This is a genomic window from Arcicella sp. GW821-FHT09D11, from assembly GCF_059416265.1.
This window is the reverse complement of sequence record NZ_JBWKOV010000007.1, coordinates 180,273-197,662: the sequence shown is the minus strand read 5'-3', so window position 1 is coordinate 197,662 and position 17,390 is coordinate 180,273. Positions and strand designations below refer to the sequence as shown.

Genomic DNA, 17,390 nt, shown 5'->3' with positions numbered 1-17,390 from the left:
AAAGAGTTGATTGTTTTAGTTGATTTGTATTACATAAGCACTGAGATTTTTTTAGTTAGACATGTTTTCCATAACTGTTTTATTTATTGGCATCCTTGGCCAGTAATCACTATTTTCCCCTCCGTAAGGATATAGTTAGCCCTGACCGCCTTGCATATTAGGTGGAGCTTTTGGTTAAGTGGTTCATCTGTAAGTGAAGCCGTCACGGGGCAATTCCCCATTAAATGCTCATCATAATCTATCTTTAAATGATACGATTGCTCTATACGACTAAAAACTTCTTTCAGACTGGTTTCATTGAATTCAAACGAAAGTCGTTCAATTGGGGTAACAGTTGATACTGTTGAAGAAGGAGTAGCTGTTTGTGCTTGTATTTCACCAATATTGCTGTCATTCACTACTACTTGTTCTCCTGGTAATAGCACAAAACCTTCTAACTTTTTACTATTTGTTTGTTTGATACCTTCTTCACTATCGGCTAAAAATACCGCTACCCGACCCGTTTTTACATTAACAGTTACTTTGGGCGAGCCAGAGAAAGCCTTAACCGTAAAGCTTGTGCCTAATACCTTGGTAATAACCTGATTAGCGTGTACTAAGAAAGGTTTATTATGGTCTTTTGCTATTTCAAAAAATGCTTCTCCAGTTAAAAATACTTCTCTAAAATCCTTCGTAAAGGCTTTAGGATACGATATTTTGGCTTCTTTTTTCAATAAAACAGAGCTTCCGTCAGGCAGATTAACTACTTGTGGAGCTTCATTTTTATTCGCTATTTCTATTAGCTCGTATTGTTGTTTGGCGGTTTGTACCTGTACTAAATAAGTATTATTTGTCTTAGGAGTTACTACGTAATTCCAAGAGAAACCAATTCCAATTAAGATAACTGCGGCGGCCGCCCAAGCCCATTGTTGACGAAAATTCATCCAAAACGATGGTTTTTCATAGCTATCAATTTCTTCAAAAATAGATGACTTTAATTCATCCATTTCATTCTGTGTGAAATCAGATTCGCCTACTTGGTGGGCTAATAGCACTAATTGTCTTGCTAATTCCACATCTCTACGTTTAAAGGGATAGGTTTCGAGCCAATTTTGCCAAAAATTTTCCGCAGCCAAATCCGTGGCATTTACCCATTGGATAAAGTACGAATCTTGAGCAAGCTCTTCAGGAGTATATGTTACGTAAGCATTCACAGTCAATACAGTATCTTAAAGTTTGAAAAATAGGTAGACATACAATATGAGCCTATTAAAACTCATAAAATTGCCTCAAGCCAATCGCTTAAAGTATAAGGGACATGGTATTTAAGCTAGGTTAAATTGTCCTTTATATATAAAGAGAAGCCTTTTTGATTTTACTACTAAAGAAAATCTGTATTTTTTTAATTTTTTAAGTAAATAATAGGAAGATTAGTAGACTTACCAAATATGAAAGTTGTCTACGGAGCTTTGATAGGGCGTTTTGAAGGGTATTAGCCACTGTTTGCTCTTTTAAACCAAGCAAATCAGCAATTTCTTTTAATTTTAGATTAGAATAATATTTCAGCGTAACGATTTCTCTTTCACGTTCAGAAAGAGATTTAAGTGATTTTTCTAGCTGTATGTCTTGTTGATGCTCTGCTTCAATTTGGCATAAGCGTACTTCTGGTGACATTTCGTCTGTTAAAACATACGATGGCTGAATCGCTGAATCATAAGATTCAAAAGATTCATTTTTCATGAGCTTCTCAATCGCTCTGCGAACACAACGGTATAAGTAAAAACGTACTTGTACATCCTGACTAAGATTGTTTCGATACAACCATAAATCTACAAAAACATCTTGTACGGCATCTTTAGCCAAAGCTCTATCCAACGAAACCTTGTAGGCATAGTTTATCAATTCTTTACCCGAGGCATCAAAAAGCTCACTAAAGGCTTGTTTATCTCCTTTAATAATTTGTTGCCAAAGATTAAGATATATTTGATCGCTAGCCGCCATGCTACATACTATTTTGATTAGAAAGATACAATTATTACTTAGATTAGTATTAAAAGCAACAAATATAGGAATTATATTTTCGTATTTCCAAAATTACTATGGGGCTTCTCTCTCAGTTGTTTCTACTTTGGGGGCTGAAAATGTCGATTAGTTGATTTGGCAACGTTGCCGGCAACGATTGCATAAAAAAAACAAAAAAAATATTTGTTTGCTTAGAAAGATTGTGAGAATTTCGGGAAAGTAAACCGAATGATAACTCAACTTTGTTCGTGTTTAATGCTCTTCCATAGCAATAATCATTATCTCCGTACATACATAATAAGCTTTAATGACAGTTAGAGACTGTCATGATTCTTTATTGTGCTTACCATACACTACCTTGTCATATTGATATTAGGGTAAGTTATTATCGCTTAAAATTTACTAAAATAAAAATCATTATTCATGAAATGTACACACTTACGATGGATGGTTGCCTTTTGGGCATTATCTACTTTCAATGCAGAAGCTCAAAAATCATCTGAGTACAATTGGGAACATTTACCCAAAGTTGTACAACCAACATTTCGAAAAGATACCATCAACATCCTGTCAAAAGGAGCAAAGCCTGATGGTATAACGCTTAATACCGAGGTTATTAATAATGCTATTATAGCCTGTAGCAAAAAAGGTGGTGGTGTAGTATTAGTTCCTAAAGGTTTATGGTTAACAGGCCCTATCGAATTAAAAAGTAATGTAAACTTACACCTCCAAAAAGCAGCGACGCTTTTATTTACAACAGATAAAAGTAAATATGCTTTGGTAGAAGGAAGTTACGAAGGCAAAAAAGCAGCTCGTAATCAGTCACCGATTTCGGGTACTGGGCTTGTAAATGTAGCCATTACTGGTAAAGGAATTATAGATGGCAACGGGGATGTTTGGCGTGCAGTAAATAAGGCACAATTGACAGAAGGAGAGTGGAAAGAAAAAGTTTCTTCGGGTGGTATTGTAAGACCCGACGGTAAAGTGTGGTACCCAAGCGAACAGTTTTTGAAGGCAAGTACTGAGGGCAAAAGTATGTTATTGACAGATGGCAAAAAGCCTCAGGATTTTGCTGATATAAAAGATTTTTTACGTCCTAATTTAGTCGTATTGACACAATGCAAAAAAGTGTTGCTTGAAGGTATCACTTTCCAAAATTCCCCTGCTTGGTGTTTACACCCTTTGATGTGTGAAAACCTTACTTTGCGAAATCTGACTGTAAAAAACCCAGAGTATGCGCATAATGGAGATGGGATGGATATTGAATCTTGTAAGAATTTCTTGATAGAGGGCTGTGCATTAGATGTGGGTGATGATGCCATTTGTATTAAATCAGGAAAAGATGAAGAAGGACGTAAACGAGGTATGCCAACAGAAAATGGCGTTATTCGTAACAATGTAGTGTATAATGGACACGGAGGTTTTGTGATAGGTAGCGAAATGAGCGGTGGCGCACGTAATATTTTTGTGTATGACTGTACTTTTATGGGTACTGATAAAGGATTAAGATTCAAGTCGGTACGTGGTAGAGGCGGTATTGTAGAAAATATTTACGCTAAAAATATTTATATGAAAGACATAGCACAAGAGGCTATCTTCTTTGATATGTACTATTTCGTAAAATTTGCTACTGATAGCCCAAGAGACGAAAGTCCAGTGGTAAATGAAGGCACACCGATTTTCAGAAACATGAAATTTGAAAATATTGTTTGTCATGGTGCTACCAAAGGAATTTTCATTCGCGGTTTACCTGAAATGCCTGTTAAAAATATCACGATTGAAAATGCAACATTACAAACTGAAATCGGTGTAGAATTGATAGATGCTGCCGAAATTACCTGCAAAAATATTACCCTTTATACCGCAAAAACAGAACCTGTAGTTGCTATCGAAAATAGCCAAGCCTTGGTATTTGATAAAATTACGTTGGGGGCAACTGCCAAAAGATTTTTCACCATCGCAGGACAGCGTAGCCAAAATATCAAAGTCCTTAATACTGACTTCGAGAAATCACAACAAAAGATAACGTGGAAAGACGGTGCGACAGAAGCGGCTTTAGTAAAATAATCTATGACTGCTAGGAGAGGTGAACGATTCACCTCTCCTAAATGCTAGGCTCAATCATTACATTATAATCGACACATGAAAAAAATACTCTTTATCCTGCTTTTTATAGTAGGGTTAGCGGATGCTTTTGCCCAAAATTCAAAATATCCGACCAAATTTACGGTTGCCCAAGATGGCTCAGGAGATTTCAAAACAATACAAGAAGCCGTTATGGCTTTTCGTGACCACTCCCAAGAAAGAGTAACGCTATTTATTAAAAACGGGATTTATCATGAAAAGGTTGTTATCCCTCCTAACAAACCTAATCTTCATTTACTGGGTGAAAGTAGGAGCGGGGTTATCATTACGAATGATGATTATTCTGGGAAAGCATACCCTAACGGACAAAAAGATGCTACAGGAAAAAGTCAATTTAGTACTTATAATTCTTTTACCTTTTTGGTGGATGTGCCTGATATTATTATCGAAAACCTTACGATTCAGAATACCTCAGGACGAGTGGGACAAGCTGTAGCATTGCATGTAGAAGGCGATAGGTTTATATGCAAAAACTGCTTGATTCTGGGGAATCAAGACACGTTATATGCTGCTAGAGAAGGAAGCCAACAATATTATGTGGATTGCCAGATAGAAGGGACAACAGATTTTATTTTCGGGAAATCTATCTGTGTTTTTGAGAAATGTATTATCAAAAGCCTCTCTAATTCTTTCATTACTGCTGCCGCAACGCCTGCTTATCAAGCTTACGGATTTGTCTTTTTAGATTGTAAACTCACAGCCGATTCATCAGCCCAAAAAGTATACTTAGGTCGTCCTTGGCGACCATATTCTAAAACTGTTTTTATAAGAACAGAAATGGATAATCATATTCTTCCTATAGGTTGGAACAACTGGGGAAATACCGATAATGAAAAGACAGTTTTATACGCCGAATACGTATCTTACGGCTCAGGAGCTAATACAGCTCAGAGAGTAGCATGGAGCCGTCAGTTAAAAAAGAAAGAGGCTGATAATTATAGTGTAGAACGCATTTTTGGGTCAAAAAGTACTATTAAAAATTGGTGGAAATAGCTTTAAAAATACAATGATGATGCTAAAAAAATACGTTTATGCCCTCTGTCTTTTGAGTTTCTCGTTACAGGGTCAAGTACAAAAAGATAATTATATTTCTAAGGTTTGGGTAGCGGACTTAGGAAATGGGCAGTACAAAAATCCTGTATTAGATGCAGATTATTCTGACCCAGATGTGTGTAGAGCGGGTAATGATTTTTATATGACAGCTTCAAGTTTTGATGCTGTTCCTGGCTTACCCATTTTACATTCTAAAGATTTAGTCAACTGGACACTCATTGGTCATGCGCTAAAACGTCAGCCTCCTGTTGAACATTTTTCTAAAACTCAACATGGAAATGGCGTTTGGGCTCCTGCTATTCGCTATCATCAAGGTGAGTTTTGGCTTTATTATCCTGATCCAGATTTTGGTATTTACTTAACCAAAACTAAAAATCCAGCAGGTGAGTGGTCAGAACCAGTATTGATTGAAGCAGGGAAAGGGTTGATAGACCCTTGTCCTTTGTGGGATGAAGATGGACAAGTGTATTTGGTACACGGTTGGGCTGGCAGTCGTGCAGGCATCAAAAGTGTATTGACAATCAAAAAACTAAATGCCAGTGGAACGAAAGTAATGGATGAAGGCGTAATCGTTTTCGATGGACATGAAACTGACCCAACATTGGAAGGACCTAAGTTCTATAAACGCAATGGTTATTATTACATTTTTGCTCCAGCGGGTGGGGTCTCTACAGGTTGGCAATTAGTACTTCGTTCTAAAAACGTATATGGACCATACGAACGGAAGGTAGTAATGGATCAAGGGAAAAGCCCTGTAAATGGTCCACACCAAGGCGCATGGGTAAATACAACAACGGGTGAAGATTGGTTTTTGCATTTTCAGGATAAAGACGTATATGGTCGTGTGGTGCATCTGCAACCTATGAAATGGGTGAACGATTGGCCAGTGATAGGCATTGATCCAGATGGCGATAATAAAGGCGAGCCAGTGCTTACTTACCGTAAACCCAATGTTGGTAAAACGTACCCAATAGTTACTCCTGCCGAGTCGGATGAATTTAATACCAATACACTTGGGCTACAATGGCAATGGCAAGCAAATCCAAAAGGCATTTGGCATAGTATGACCAACCAAGGACACTTACGTTTGTATTCTTTCAAAGTACCCGACGAAGCTAAAAATTATTGGGAAGTACCGAATATTTTACTCCAAAAGTTTCCGACAGAAAACTTTATGGCTACTACGAAAGTGATTTTTACACCCAACACTCGCTTAGAAAATGAGAAAACAGGCTTGATAATTTTGGGGAAAAGCTATGCTACTATTGCCCTGAAAAGTAAAGGCAAAGATGAAATAGCATTGGTGTACACTGAATGTAATAAGGCATCAGAAGGGAAGGCAGAAACAGAAACGACATTGGCTACTGTTCCCGCCAAAACGCCTGTTTATTTACGCGTAAAAGTGATGAAAAATGCAAAATGTCAGTTCAGTTATAGCATTGATGGAAAAGAATTTAAGCAAGTTGGTAATGAGTTTCAAGCCATTGTAGGGCATTGGATTGGTGCAAAGATTGGACTGTATTGTACTCGTATTTCTCAAATTAATGATTCGGGCTATGCTGATTTTGATTGGTTTAAGATTGAACCTTTACCTTAAAAACAAAAGATGATGAAAAGAAGAGATGTCCTTAAAATGGCTTTAAGCTACGGCGGTCTATCAATAATATATCCATCGATTAGCTATGGGAAATCACAAAAACCTTGGTCGATACGCATGGCTGATTCAGACATCAAGCGTAATCCAGAAGGGTGGATGTTAGATTTTTCTAAAACACCCCGTTGGAATTATTGTAATGGACTTGTATGTACTTCCCTTGAAAAGCTTTGGAAAGCCAAAGGAGAAACCAAGTATTATGAATACATCAAGAAATATGCTGATGACTTGATTTTGCCAGATGGCACGATTAAAACGTATGCTTTAGATAACTATAATATTGATGCTGTTAATTCTGGTAAAATCCTATTTGCCTTATACCAACAAACGGGTGATAGTAAATACCAGAAGGCGATACAAACCCTACGAACGCAGATGTTAACACATCCCAGAACAACGGAAGGTGGATTTTGGCATAAAAAAAACTATCCGCATCAAATGTGGTTAGATGGGCTATATATGGCTACTCCTTTTTTGGCTCAGTATGCACAAGTGTTTAAAGAACCAGCCCTGTTTGATGACGTAGCTAAGCAAATCAAATTAATTGATGTTCATAACAAAGACGTTACAACAGGTTTGTATAGCCACGGTTGGGACGAAAGCAAACAAGAACGCTGGGCAGATAAGCAAACAGGGAAGTCGGCTCATACTTGGGGTAGGGGCATGGGGTGGTATGCTATGACTTTGATAGATACCCTAGATTTTTTTCCGAAAAATCATCCTGAGTATCCAAAAATACTACAGATTACTCAAAGCGTGGCGCAAACATTGAAAAAATATCAGGATATTTCAACAGGTCTTTGGTATCAGGTTATGGATGTGGGAGCAAAGGAGGGGAATTACCTAGAAGCCTCAGCCTCAACGATGTTTGTCTATTTTCTTATCAAAGGAGTCAGAAGGGGTGTAATAGACAAAAAATATTTAGCCACCGCTCAAAAAGGATATAAGGGTATTTTAAAACATTTAATCAAAGAACAAGCAGACGGAGAAATAACGATTACTGATACCTGTGCAGGGGCAGGCTTGGGCGGAAAGCCTTATCGAGATGGCAGTTATGAATATTATTGCCAAGAAGCTAAACGTGATAATGACCCAAAAGCCGTTGGACCGTTTATTCTGTTAGCCCTTGAGTTTGAGCAAATGTAAGCGTAATCTGAATGATGTTAAAAATCACTTACTATGAGAAAAAAGAATTTTTATATACTGGGTATTCTCTTTGTTGTAGGGAATACCCTTTGGGCACAAAATTATAAACCCATTCCCAGAGATACATCTTACAATGTAAAAAAGGTACATGGGCAAATAAAGAAAGAATATCCGTATGCTATCCCTGTACCACACCAAACCCCAACATCGGTAGCAGAAGCACGAGACTTAATCTATGCTCATTTACCGCAAACTCCTTTTGGTCCAAGAGATTTACACTTAGATATTTTTCATCCAAGAAAAAAGGGTAAATACCCTGCGTTAGTGATGGTTCATGGAGGGGGATGGCGTTCAGGAGAAAAGTCGATGCAAGTACCTTTAGCACAGTTAATCGCAGCAAAAGGTTTTGTAACAATTCCTGTTGAATACCAACTTTCGTTAGAGGCTTCTTATCCAGCAGCCTTGCATAACCTCAAAGCTGCTATTAGATGGGTAAAAGCACATGCGAATGAATATGACATAGATACTACAAAAATAGCTATTTCGGGTTGTTCGGCTGGTGGACAACTTGCATCACTAGTAGGGCTGACTAATGACTTCCCTCAATTTGAGGGAAGTATGGGTAATCATCTGGGCATTTCTAGTAAAGTAAATGCTATTGTTGATATAGATGGAACAGTTAATTTTTTAGCTCCTTCATCATTGAATTTACAAAGAAAAAGTGATTCCCCTGATGCCGCATGGCTAGGAGGGCTTTTTCATGAAAAACCATTGGTATGGAAAGAGGCATCGCCAGCCTATTGGGCTACAGAAAAATCGGTTCCCATGCTTTTCTTAAATAGTGGCTATTCTCGTTTTCACGCAGGTCAGGACGAGCTAGTGGGTCAATACCAAGAATGGGGTATTTATCATGAAGTACATCAGTTCAATGTAAAAGTACATCCTTTTTGGTTGTTTCATCCTTGGGCAGATGAATCAGCGATGTACATTGCTGACTTCCTCAAAAAAGTAATGAAATAGCTTCGTTATCAGGTATTTATATTCAATTTAGTTGTATAAATATGCCACTTAATTCAAATAAGATGAAAACTCAAAAACAAATCGTTGTCTTTCTAGCAGGTATATTCCTATCTTTTACCTTACAAGCGCAGGAATTTATTCCTCTTTGGCCTAAAGGCAAAATGCCCAATACCAAAGGAATGCTACTGAAAGACAGTATTGCTAATGAAAGAGTATATAAAGTAGGCACGCCCGGAATGTACGCCTTTTTCCCTTCTCAACAAGAAAACAAAGGGGCAGCAGTGGTTATTTGTCCCGGTGGTGGCTATGAACGTTTGGCTTATGTGATTAGTGGTATACAGTTGGCGAAGTGGTTTAATACCATGGGAATTTCAGCTTTTGTACTTAATTATAGATTACCTAATAGTCCCGATCTTATAAATCGGGAGATTGGTCCGCTTCAAGATGCCCAACGAGCCATAAAGGTGATTAGAAGTAATGCGCCTAAATGGGGAATAAAAACAGATAAAATAGGTATTCAAGGTTCTTCTGCTGGAGGACATTTGGCAAGTTTGGCAGGCGTAACTACAAAAGATGTATCTTATATTGGTGATACGTTAGATAAATATTCTGCAAAAGCTAATTTTATGATTTTGGTTTCTCCAGTGGTGGATATGGGCAATTACGCACACAAGGGAAGTAAGAAAAATTTGTTAGGACTAAATCCTTCTAATGAACAAATCAATCAATATTCAACACATTTACAAGTAACAGACCAAACGAGTCCTGCTTTTATTGTTTCAGCTTTTAATGACAACACGGTCGACTCGCATAATAGCCTTTTATTATATCAAGCTTTATTAGAACACAAAGTAAGTAGTACTTTACATATATTCCCTCAAGGCGGACATGCTATTGCACTACGAAACAACCCGGGTTCTACGGAGTTATGGACAGAATTGTGTGAGCGGTGGATGATAGAAGCAGGGATTATTAGTCGATAAGGAGATTATTCAATTATTTTTAGCGAGGTCCTTAAGTACCTCGCTAAAAATAAACCATGAGTACCATTGAAGCTGACTAAGATATTGTGTTTAGTTTTTTACTTAACATAAGGTAAATTATACATCAAAAAACTAATGGTTTAACAACAACCTGAATTTGGACTACAACAAGCATTACCATCCAGTTCTATTAAGTTTATTTTTTGTTTTTCCGTAGGAATGCCACAAGCATCATTTGCCAAACACGCTGTTTGTTTATTCTTTAGAATAAAATGATTTCCATTAAATGCTAAGGCATATTTACAGATAGTTTCAGCTTGATATTCCACTTCAATTTCAGCATCCTCGATACCTAACTTTTCTTCGGAAAGCTTGATGATATTAAGTAGCTTAGTTGGTTTTAACCTATGCTCATAATCATTTGCATCCCATAATTGGAAATTGATTACTTTCTCATTTCTTATCGTTCCACCACAATCAATAAAGTGTTTTGTAATCATGCCTATTTCTGTCACGTGAAAATGCTCTGGTACAAATGTGCCACTCTCTAATTGAAATTCCACATTATTTAATGTTGGTAAGATTTCTTTGATGTTTGATAATTTCATAAAACGCTGATTATTAAGATTAAATGTTATATTGCAATATTACGATATTAAAAATCATAAAAAATGATATTAACAGCATTGATTAACTTTTACATTTTGTTCAAAGAATAGGTCAAACAACTGTTGAACTTCATTCCATTTTTTTTCTTCAATGCAATAGCAAACAGATTTCCCTTCAATGGTTCCCTGAATGATACCGATGTTTTTTAATTCCTTTAAATGTTGTGAAATCGTTGCCTGTGCTAATCCCAATTCATCAACCAAATCATTACAAATACAGGCTTTCTGATTGATAATATGCTGAAGTATTGCTATTCTTGCAGGATGTCCTAGCACTTTAAACAGTGATGCCAAGTTATTTTGTTCGCCTGTAAATATCTCTGATTTAGTCAGTCCCATTGATTATATTATTATATCGCAATATTACGATATTAATATTGAATCTGCAATAGTTTTCTAAATTTTTCCAAAAAAATTATATAGTTAAATAACTACATAATGAATTTACGCAGAGATGTTTTTCAGGCAATTGCCGACCCGACTAGAAGAACCATTTTGCTATTGGTGGCTTCTCAATCAATGACAGCTGGTGCGATAGCCTCAAATTTTGAGACTGCCAGACCAACTGTGTCAAAACACTTACAAATACTGGTCGAGTGTGAATTATTAGAACAAGAGCAAAATGGCAGAGAAATTTACTATCGCTTGAATCCAGAAAAAATAAAAGCAATAGCAGACTTTATTGAGCCATTCCGCTTAATGTGGGATGATAGATTTAATAAGTTAGAAGCCCTTATGAAAGGATATAAATCAACGGAATAAAATAAGATGGAACCCAAAACAAAAATTAATGCTGAAGATGGCAAACAGGAGTTAGTAGTTATCAGAGAATTTGATTTGCCAGTGGAATTACTTTTTAAAGCCTATATCGAGCCTGATATTGTTGAACAATGGATGGGCACAAAAGTGCTGAAACTCGAAAATAAAAAGCATGGCAGCTGGCAATTTGTAACCACCGACCTCAAAGGAAACAAGCATGGCTTTAATGGCGTAATTCATGAGTATAGTTTAAATCAAAAAATCACTCGGACGTTTGAAATGGAGAATACCCCTTTTGATGTCCAGTTGGAGTTTTTAGCATTTGAAAAACTTACTGAAAATACTAGTAAATTGAGTATGCACATCGTGTACAAATCTGTTGCTCTTAGAGACCAAATGTTACAGTTACCTTTTGCACAAGGCATCAATATGGCTCATAATCGATTAGAAGACATTGTGAAAAAAATGATATAATGATGACAAAGAAAAACAAAATCATTTATTGGGTTGCTACTAGCTGGTTGGCGCTAGGAATGCTATCAACTGGGGTAGTACAGTTATTGAAAAGGAAAGAAGAAGTAGATGCTATTACCCATTTACAATAGAAAAATTATTTCAACAAATAATTAAGATGAATCCAAAGGTTGATTTTTATTTTAATAAAGCCGAAAAGTGGCAAAAGGAATTAGAAAAGTTGAGAATGATTGCGCTTGACTGTCTATTGACTGAAGAATTGAAATGGGGTGTTCCTTGCTATACTTTCCAGAAAAGTAATATTGTTTTGATACATGATTTTAAAGAATACTGTGCATTTTTGTTCTTCAAAGGAGCTTTATTAAATGATACAAATGGTATTTTAATTCAGCAAACTGAGAATACGCAGGCAACACGCCAGATTCGGTTTACGAATGTGCGGGAAATCGTTGAATTAGAATCTATCATCAAAACGTATATCTATGAAGCTATTGAAGTAGAAAAAGCTGGACTGGAAGTCACATTTAAAAAGACTGAAGAATTCATTATTCCTGACGAATTTCAGCAAAAATTAGACGAAACACGTGAGTTGAAAACTGCTTTTGAGGCCTTAACCCCTGGACGACAAAGAGCATATCTTCTTTATTTTGCTGCACCCAAACAATCCAAAACTCGAGAGGCGAGAATTGAAAAATATATAGAACATATTCTTAGCGGAAAGGGATTACAAGGATGAATACTAGAAAATTATAGCTGTATCAATATAAAAGAAAAACAACATGAATATCAATAAAAATAATTTGTCTCCAGAAGAATCTGCGCATTTACTCAGCGTCTTAAAAGCACGTTTTGAGAAAAACATGAACAGACACCAAGGCATTGAATGGGCTAGCGTACAAGCGAAACTAGAAGCGAATCCTGAAAAATTATGCTCGCTTGATGAAATGGAAGAGACTGGAGGAGAGCCAGATGTGGTTAGTTATGATGAAAATACGGGCGAATATATTTTCTATGATTGCTCAGACGAAACGCCCAAAGGTCGTAGAAGTATTTGTTTTGACGGTTCAGCGCTAGCATCAAGAAAAGAACATAAGCCAGCAAACAATGCAATAGATATGGCAAGTGCCATGGGTATAGAAATTTTAACAGAAGAACAATATCGTGCATTACAAAAACTTGGAAAGTTCGATGCAAAAACATCTAGCTGGATACAAACGCCTGCTACCATTCGAAAATTGGGGGGTGCTCTTTTTGCTGATTTTCGCTATAGTACCGTCTTTATATATCACAATGGCGCAGAATCTTATTATGCCGCTAGGGGCTTTCGTGGGGCATTAAGAGTTTAATTAATAAGCATCTCCTACCCTACTCTGCCTAAAAAATATATAGCTAAAATGAATACCCATAGAGCCAGATAGCCCAGTAAAAAGACTAATGTGTTACCATTAAGTAAGTAAATAAATCAAGTGTTAATCTTTTACAAAAGACAACCCTTTACTTTTATCCTTATCATAATGGAACATATTACACGACAAACTTTTTTACAACAATGCTTTGGATTAGGAACATTGGCAGTGCTATCACCAATAGTGAGTTATGCTCAACATGAAAGTACTTCAGACGAAAATTTTTACCAGCAAATAGTGCAAGCTAATAATAAAGAAGTTGCTAAATTATTAACCGTTTTCTCTTCTGATATAACTGAAATTCGTAGACGATTAGGGTTTGATTTAGCCAATTTAGCCGCTGGGTATGCTGAATCTACCTCACAATATTACCAAAAAGAGGAATTGGTCGTAGCAATGACTAAAATTATTCGCTTTATCTTGAAAGCTCAGCAAACAGATGGTACGCTTAATTTAGGTAATTTGGCCTCACCACCTGATACTGCATTCATTCTTGAACCTCTTTGTGTTGCGGCTACCATTTTTAAACACAACACTTCGCCTGTGCTTGCAACATTAAAAGAGGTGCTCAAAGAGTTTATCCTGAAAGCAGGAGAATCGTTAAGAGTTGGAGGTATTCATACTCCTAACCATCGGTGGGTAGTATCGGCGGCTTTGGCACAGATAAATGATTTATTTCCTAATCCTGCTTATGTGAAACGCATTGATGAATGGCTTTCTGAAAATATTTATATTGATAGCGATGGGCATTATTTGGAAAGAAGTATGATTTATGCTGAGGTGACGGATAGATGCTTGATTACGATGGCTCGTTTGCTAAAGCGTCCTACATTGTTAGAGCCTGTTCGTAAAAACCTCAATCTAACGTATTTTTATATAGAACCAAATGGTGATTTGGTCACAACTGACTCAAGGAGACAAGACCAATTTATGACTATTAATGTGCTGAATCATTATCATGATTATCGCTACTTAGCCATTAAAGATAATAATGCAGCATTTGCCTCAATTACAAAATTCATAGAGAAGGTAAAAGGGTTTGACGAAAAAATAATGGTTGATTTATTACCATTTTGTTTAGAAGAACCCACCTATTTAAAGCCACTTCCAACGCCTAAAGCTCCATCAGTAAATTTTGAAAAATTCTTTAAGACAACCAACTTGGTCAGAATCCGAAAGAATGATACAACTTCTACGATTTTTGGAGGAGCAGATTTTCCTATAATTATTGCTTCTGGGCGTTCAACAAATTCAAATTTATTTGCTTTTAGAAAAGGTGAAGCTATTTTAAAATACCTTCGTTTTTCAACCGATTTTTTCAGTACAGGTTATTTCCGTAGCCAAGGGATTGCTTATAAAGATGGGAAGTACATATTGCATCAAAGAATCGAAGCACCTTATTACCAACCTTTGCCTAAACAGTTTAAGAAAGCCAATGGTGATTACAAACATGCTCCAAGCACGGATGGGAGATTTTGGAATAAAATGGATTTTGAACATCGCCCACAAAGCAATGTCAAAATGATGGATACAACTATTAGTATTGAAGAAAAAGATGGTATTAATGAATTGGTATTCAGTTCAAAAGGCACTGATGGCGTATCAGTAACCATTGAACTATGCTTCAAAGAAGGGGGACAATTAACGGGTGTGAAAGAAGTAGAAAACTCGCCAAATAATTATTTATTAGCAGGCAAAACAGGCGAATATACTTATGGGAAGGATAGTATAAAATTCGGACAAGGAATAAACCAACATACTAAAATTAAAAGTTTGGAAGGTGAAATGTACAGCTCACATTTTGGAACTTTGAAAACAGATGGCATGTATGTATACCTCACAGGTATTACGCCATTTGAACACAAAATTACGATTGGATAAATTAAAACGGTCTGTGAACTAGCTTGTTTCACAGACCGTTTTTTTTAATATTGTCAATCATCAATATTACAGCTATAATATATTTTTCATCACTTTAACCAACTTTTTAGTGATTACTTCATAGCCTTTGTCAGATGGATGCAGTCCATCGTAAGTCATATCGATGGCTTCAAGGGGGTAAGGGTATTCATCCGTTTCTGCATTATAAGGTACATCTATAAAGGCTGGATAACGATAATTTTTGTATGTTCCAGTTTGTGAATCTTTCAAACGTTTGAAATGAACGAGCTTCGCTATTTTTAATTTTTTAGTATGGTATAAATCAACTACAGGAATGTTTTCAAGCTTTCCTATGGTGTTCACCGCCTCGGCAAATTGAGATAATTCTTGCCCCTTTTTCTCCCTGTACGAACCATACGCATTGTTTTTTGGATTGGCAATGTATACAAAGTCTGCACGTTGCATGGGCGTAATCAAGATAATTTTGGCATCTTGATTTAAGCTCTTGATTTTATTGATAATTATTCTGAAAGAACCATATACGGTATTATATCCCGTTGCATTTTGATAGTCGGTCAATGTACCGAGTGTTCGCCCCTGCCACCAATCATTCGTTCCTAAAAATATTGTATAAACATCTGCTTTTACTAAACCAAGCTTTTCTATTTGTTCAGCAATTCTTACAGAAGTCCACCCATTATGACCTTGGTTGATGTATTCCACCTGAGGAAGCTTTTCTACTACCCCACTCATATAACCTTTGGTAATCCTATTACCTGTTTCCTTAGGATGGTCGTTTAAATAAGTAATAGAATCTCCAATGGCTACCCAAGTAATTTTTTCGGGAGAGAAAGAACTTAATATACCAATCAGGAATAATAGTAAAAATTTTGTTTTCATATTAAATTTTGTTTCTGGATTTATGCAAATGTATGCTATCATTATAGCAGTTATTGATGTGTTATGAAGGTAACATATGCTTTGCGATAAAATTAATGTCTACGTGTTCTTAATAAAAGCTTGCGGTGAATAATAAAAACATTCTCCGCATAATATGCGGAGAATAAATGCTATATTCACCGCATAATCTATTTTTATGAGCAGTTACATACATCAACATATCAATTGGACAGCCTTCACGTGGGACGATTCTGTATTATCGATGCCCCTCGGTAAAGTTAGGAACTTGCAGGGGAAATTGATGGGCAAAATGGAGCAATTAGGTTTTGTCCTTCAGCAAGAAGCCTTTTTGGCAACGCTTACTTTGGATGTCCTGAAATCAACAGAAATTGAAGGAGAGTTTTTAAATCCTCAACAGGTTCGCTCGTCTCTAGCAAGGCGTTTAGGAATGGATATTGTTGGATTAATTCCCTCAGATAGAAATGTGGATGGCATTGTAGAAGTAATGTTGGATGCTACACAAAATAATCAAATTCCGCTCAGTGACGAACGGTTGTTTAATTGGCACGCGGCGCTTTTCCCGACTGGGAGAAGTGGCATGTATCCTATCACGATAGCTAGTTGGCGAACAGGCGATATGCAGGTAGTGTCGGGAGCAATGGGTAGAGAAAGAGTACATTTTCAAGCACCTAAAGCTTCGTTATTAGCTCATGAGATGCACCAATTTATCACATGGTTTAACGGAACACAGGCTATCGACCCTATCATGAAAGCAGGAATTGCACACCTTTGGTTTATAACGATTCACCCGTTTGATGATGGAAACGGAAGAATTGCCAGAGCCATTACTGATATGCAATTATCCAAGGCTGATGGTAGTTCTCAGCGATTCTTTAGTATGTCTGCACAAATTCAAATACAGCGAAATAGTTATTATGAAATATTAGAAAAAGTACAAAAAGGAACGTCTGATATTACACTTTGGCTTACATGGTTTTTAGACTGCTTGACCAAAGCATTATTAAATACAGATGTCATTTTAGAAAAAGTATTGGCCAAGGCAAGATTCTGGGAAAAACATAGAGATACCCCTTTGAATGAGCGACAAAAGCTTTTACTGAACAAACTGATGGATAATTTTGAGGGTAAACTTACGTCCTCTAAATGGGCTAAAATAGCCAAATGCTCATCGGATACAGCTTTAAGAGACATTCAAGATTTGATGACAAAAGAGATTTTACAGAAAGAAATGGCGGGCGGGCGAAGTACTAACTATGAATTGATTTTTTAAAGTTTTTCA

18 protein-coding genes are annotated in these 17,390 nt (G+C 36.6%); 13 read left to right on the top strand and 5 right to left on the bottom strand.

Translation table 11 applies throughout. The annotated features are described in order from the left end of the window. Window positions 1-83: 83 nt before the first annotated feature. Together AC07N0_RS18725 and AC07N0_RS18720 are read right to left on the bottom strand one after the other, a co-directional pair. Complete coding sequence (locus AC07N0_RS18725; RefSeq protein ID WP_494590465.1) at window positions 84-1,193, bottom strand: FecR family protein; 1,110 nt, start codon at window positions 1,191-1,193, stop codon at window positions 84-86. A 196-nt stretch (window positions 1,194-1,389) separates the two neighbouring features. Beyond that, on the bottom strand, window positions 1,390-1,980 hold the full coding sequence (locus tag AC07N0_RS18720) for an RNA polymerase sigma factor (protein WP_494590464.1): 591 nt from the start codon (window positions 1,978-1,980) through the stop codon (window positions 1,390-1,392). Window positions 1,981-2,424: 444 nt separating this feature from the next. Here AC07N0_RS18720 and AC07N0_RS18715 point away from each other — a divergent pair, with 444 nt between their 5' ends. The 6 genes from AC07N0_RS18715 to AC07N0_RS18690 all read left to right on the top strand — a co-directional run bounded on the left by AC07N0_RS18715 (window position 2,425) and on the right by AC07N0_RS18690 (window position 10,002). Beyond that, window positions 2,425-4,068, top strand: coding sequence for a glycoside hydrolase family 28 protein (locus tag AC07N0_RS18715; protein ID WP_494590463.1), 1,644 nt, complete (start codon window positions 2,425-2,427; stop codon window positions 4,066-4,068). A gap of 75 nt (window positions 4,069-4,143) precedes the next feature. Then, complete coding sequence (locus AC07N0_RS18710) at window positions 4,144-5,139, top strand: pectinesterase family protein (protein WP_494590462.1); 996 nt, start codon at window positions 4,144-4,146, stop codon at window positions 5,137-5,139. A 19-nt stretch (window positions 5,140-5,158) separates the two neighbouring features. Continuing rightward, entirely contained in the window at window positions 5,159-6,796 is a 1,638-nt protein-coding gene (locus tag AC07N0_RS18705) for a glycoside hydrolase family 43 protein (RefSeq protein WP_494590461.1), read from the top strand. A gap of 9 nt (window positions 6,797-6,805) precedes the next feature. Continuing rightward, window positions 6,806-7,999: a glycoside hydrolase family 88/105 protein gene (locus AC07N0_RS18700; RefSeq protein WP_494590460.1), complete on the top strand. Its 1,194-nt coding sequence runs from the start codon at window positions 6,806-6,808 to the stop codon at window positions 7,997-7,999. Window positions 8,000-8,032: 33 nt separating this feature from the next. Then, window positions 8,033-9,019: an alpha/beta hydrolase fold domain-containing protein gene (locus AC07N0_RS18695; protein WP_494590459.1), complete on the top strand. Its 987-nt coding sequence runs from the start codon at window positions 8,033-8,035 to the stop codon at window positions 9,017-9,019. Window positions 9,020-9,081: 62 nt separating this feature from the next. Next, on the top strand, window positions 9,082-10,002 hold the full coding sequence (locus AC07N0_RS18690; RefSeq protein WP_494590458.1) for an alpha/beta hydrolase: 921 nt from the start codon (window positions 9,082-9,084) through the stop codon (window positions 10,000-10,002). Between the two features lie 140 nt (window positions 10,003-10,142). Here the strand turns inward: AC07N0_RS18690 and AC07N0_RS18685 are convergent, their stop codons facing one another. Both AC07N0_RS18685 and AC07N0_RS18680 read right to left on the bottom strand, forming a co-directional pair. Next, window positions 10,143-10,610, bottom strand: a complete 468-nt coding sequence (locus tag AC07N0_RS18685) for a DUF6428 family protein (protein WP_494590457.1) — start codon at window positions 10,608-10,610, stop codon at window positions 10,143-10,145. A 69-nt stretch (window positions 10,611-10,679) separates the two neighbouring features. Beyond that, window positions 10,680-11,009 (bottom strand): ArsR/SmtB family transcription factor, encoded by a 330-nt coding sequence (locus AC07N0_RS18680; protein WP_494590456.1) that lies wholly within the window; start codon window positions 11,007-11,009, stop codon window positions 10,680-10,682. Window positions 11,010-11,108: 99 nt separating this feature from the next. Between AC07N0_RS18680 and AC07N0_RS18675 the strand changes: the two genes are divergently transcribed. The 6 genes from AC07N0_RS18675 (at window position 11,109) to AC07N0_RS18650 (ending at window position 15,190) form a co-directional block, all read left to right on the top strand. Next, the gene (locus AC07N0_RS18675) at window positions 11,109-11,432 is read left to right on the top strand and encodes an ArsR/SmtB family transcription factor (RefSeq protein ID WP_494590455.1); all 324 of its coding nucleotides are present in this window, start codon (window positions 11,109-11,111) and stop codon (window positions 11,430-11,432) included. Window positions 11,433-11,438: 6 nt separating this feature from the next. Further along, the gene (locus tag AC07N0_RS18670; RefSeq protein WP_494590454.1) at window positions 11,439-11,903 is read left to right on the top strand and encodes an SRPBCC domain-containing protein; all 465 of its coding nucleotides are present in this window, start codon (window positions 11,439-11,441) and stop codon (window positions 11,901-11,903) included. Further along, window positions 11,903-12,034, top strand: a complete 132-nt coding sequence (locus AC07N0_RS18665; protein ID WP_494590453.1) for a hypothetical protein — start codon at window positions 11,903-11,905, stop codon at window positions 12,032-12,034. Before AC07N0_RS18670 ends, AC07N0_RS18665 begins: the two co-directional genes overlap by 1 nt. Before the next feature lie 26 nt (window positions 12,035-12,060). Next, the gene (locus AC07N0_RS18660; RefSeq protein WP_494590452.1) at window positions 12,061-12,639 is read left to right on the top strand and encodes a YdeI/OmpD-associated family protein; all 579 of its coding nucleotides are present in this window, start codon (window positions 12,061-12,063) and stop codon (window positions 12,637-12,639) included. Between the two features lie 43 nt (window positions 12,640-12,682). After that, a complete protein-coding gene (locus AC07N0_RS18655; protein WP_494590451.1) occupies window positions 12,683-13,249 on the top strand; it encodes a DUF4256 domain-containing protein in 567 nt (188 codons plus the stop codon). Between the two features lie 168 nt (window positions 13,250-13,417). Continuing rightward, on the top strand, window positions 13,418-15,190 hold the full coding sequence (locus AC07N0_RS18650; RefSeq protein ID WP_494590450.1) for a hypothetical protein: 1,773 nt from the start codon (window positions 13,418-13,420) through the stop codon (window positions 15,188-15,190). 72 nt (window positions 15,191-15,262) lie between these two features. Here AC07N0_RS18650 and AC07N0_RS18645 read toward each other — a convergent pair whose 3' ends face one another. Next, window positions 15,263-16,090, bottom strand: coding sequence for an SGNH/GDSL hydrolase family protein (locus tag AC07N0_RS18645; RefSeq protein WP_494590449.1), 828 nt, complete (start codon window positions 16,088-16,090; stop codon window positions 15,263-15,265). A gap of 196 nt (window positions 16,091-16,286) precedes the next feature. Between AC07N0_RS18645 and AC07N0_RS18640 the strand changes: the two genes are divergently transcribed. Further along, window positions 16,287-17,381 (top strand): Fic family protein, encoded by a 1,095-nt coding sequence (locus AC07N0_RS18640; protein ID WP_494590448.1) that lies wholly within the window; start codon window positions 16,287-16,289, stop codon window positions 17,379-17,381. The last annotated feature ends 9 nt before the right edge of the window (window positions 17,382-17,390 follow it).

Excerpts from the sequence above, each read along its gene's own strand:
- AC07N0_RS18720 (WP_494590464.1), bottom strand. The coding sequence starts at position 1,980 with ATGGCGGCTAGCGATCAAATATATCTTAATCTTTGGCAACAAATTATT.
- AC07N0_RS18715 (WP_494590463.1), top strand. The coding sequence starts at position 2,425 with ATGAAATGTACACACTTACGATGGATGGTTGCCTTTTGGGCATTATCT.
- AC07N0_RS18710 (WP_494590462.1), top strand. The coding sequence starts at position 4,144 with ATGAAAAAAATACTCTTTATCCTGCTTTTTATAGTAGGGTTAGCGGAT.
- AC07N0_RS18705 (WP_494590461.1), top strand. The coding sequence starts at position 5,159 with ATGCTAAAAAAATACGTTTATGCCCTCTGTCTTTTGAGTTTCTCGTTA.
- AC07N0_RS18700 (WP_494590460.1), top strand. The coding sequence starts at position 6,806 with ATGATGAAAAGAAGAGATGTCCTTAAAATGGCTTTAAGCTACGGCGGT.
- AC07N0_RS18695 (WP_494590459.1), top strand. The coding sequence starts at position 8,033 with ATGAGAAAAAAGAATTTTTATATACTGGGTATTCTCTTTGTTGTAGGG.
- AC07N0_RS18690 (WP_494590458.1), top strand. The coding sequence starts at position 9,082 with ATGAAAACTCAAAAACAAATCGTTGTCTTTCTAGCAGGTATATTCCTA.
- AC07N0_RS18685 (WP_494590457.1), bottom strand. The coding sequence starts at position 10,610 with ATGAAATTATCAAACATCAAAGAAATCTTACCAACATTAAATAATGTG.
- AC07N0_RS18680 (WP_494590456.1), bottom strand. The coding sequence starts at position 11,009 with ATGGGACTGACTAAATCAGAGATATTTACAGGCGAACAAAATAACTTG.
- AC07N0_RS18675 (WP_494590455.1), top strand. The coding sequence starts at position 11,109 with ATGAATTTACGCAGAGATGTTTTTCAGGCAATTGCCGACCCGACTAGA.
- AC07N0_RS18670 (WP_494590454.1), top strand. The coding sequence starts at position 11,439 with ATGGAACCCAAAACAAAAATTAATGCTGAAGATGGCAAACAGGAGTTA.
- AC07N0_RS18665 (WP_494590453.1), top strand. The coding sequence starts at position 11,903 with ATGATGACAAAGAAAAACAAAATCATTTATTGGGTTGCTACTAGCTGG.
- AC07N0_RS18660 (WP_494590452.1), top strand. The coding sequence starts at position 12,061 with ATGAATCCAAAGGTTGATTTTTATTTTAATAAAGCCGAAAAGTGGCAA.
- AC07N0_RS18655 (WP_494590451.1), top strand. The coding sequence starts at position 12,683 with ATGAATATCAATAAAAATAATTTGTCTCCAGAAGAATCTGCGCATTTA.
- AC07N0_RS18650 (WP_494590450.1), top strand. The coding sequence starts at position 13,418 with ATGGAACATATTACACGACAAACTTTTTTACAACAATGCTTTGGATTA.
- AC07N0_RS18645 (WP_494590449.1), bottom strand. The coding sequence starts at position 16,090 with ATGAAAACAAAATTTTTACTATTATTCCTGATTGGTATATTAAGTTCT.
- AC07N0_RS18640 (WP_494590448.1), top strand. The coding sequence starts at position 16,287 with ATGAGCAGTTACATACATCAACATATCAATTGGACAGCCTTCACGTGG.